The sequence below is a fragment of the Nocardia niigatensis NBRC 100131 genome (assembly GCF_000308655.1).
GTDB lineage: Bacteria > Actinomycetota > Actinomycetes > Mycobacteriales > Mycobacteriaceae > Nocardia > Nocardia niigatensis.
This window is the reverse complement of the sequence record NZ_BAGC01000092.1, coordinates 1-649: the sequence shown is the minus strand read 5'-3', so window position 1 is coordinate 649 and position 649 is coordinate 1. Positions and strand designations below refer to the sequence as shown.

General features: G+C 62.9%; 1 protein-coding gene. It reads left to right on the top strand.

Features of this window, described 5'->3' with window-relative positions; all coding sequences use genetic code 11:
* A partial coding sequence (locus ON33_RS30910) for an SRPBCC family protein (RefSeq protein ID WP_040862680.1) occupies positions 1–649 on the top strand: 649 nt, incomplete at both ends.

Genomic DNA, 649 nt, shown 5'->3' with positions numbered 1-649 from the left:
TCTGCTGGCTGCGGTGACCGGCGTGGAAAAGTTGGCCGGCGGCGCGTCGCCGTTACAGGCGGTGATGAGCGCGGGGACGAGCAAGCTCGGGCACACGGTCCGGGAGACGTTCGAGTCTGTCAAGGAGTCGCTGACCGGCGGTAAGGGCAAAGGTGGCACGAAGAAGCTGAAGCTGACCAATATCGTCGAGGAAATCGACGTCGGTGTGCCGATCGATTTGGCCTACGACCAGTGGACCCAGTTCGCGGATTTTCCGAAGTTCACGAAGAAGCTCGAACAGGTCGAACAGGTCTCCGACGAGAAGCTCACCTGGACCGGGAAGGTGTTCTGGTCGAGGCGCACCTGGGAGTCCACGATCGTCGAGCAGGTTCCGTTCGAGCGGATCGTGTGGCGTTCCAAAGGCGCCAAGGGCTACATCGACGGTGCCGTCACCTTCCATGAGATCACACCGGACCTCACCCGCATCCTGGTGGTGCTCGAGTACCACCCGGGGGGCGTGTTCGAGAAGACCGCCAATCTGTGGCGCGCGGCGGGTCGCCGGTGCCGGCTGGAACTCAAGCATTTCCAGCGGCATGTCATGACCGAGGCTGTGCTGCACAGCGACGACATCGTGGGCTGGCACGGCGAGATCCACGACAGCGAAGTCGTC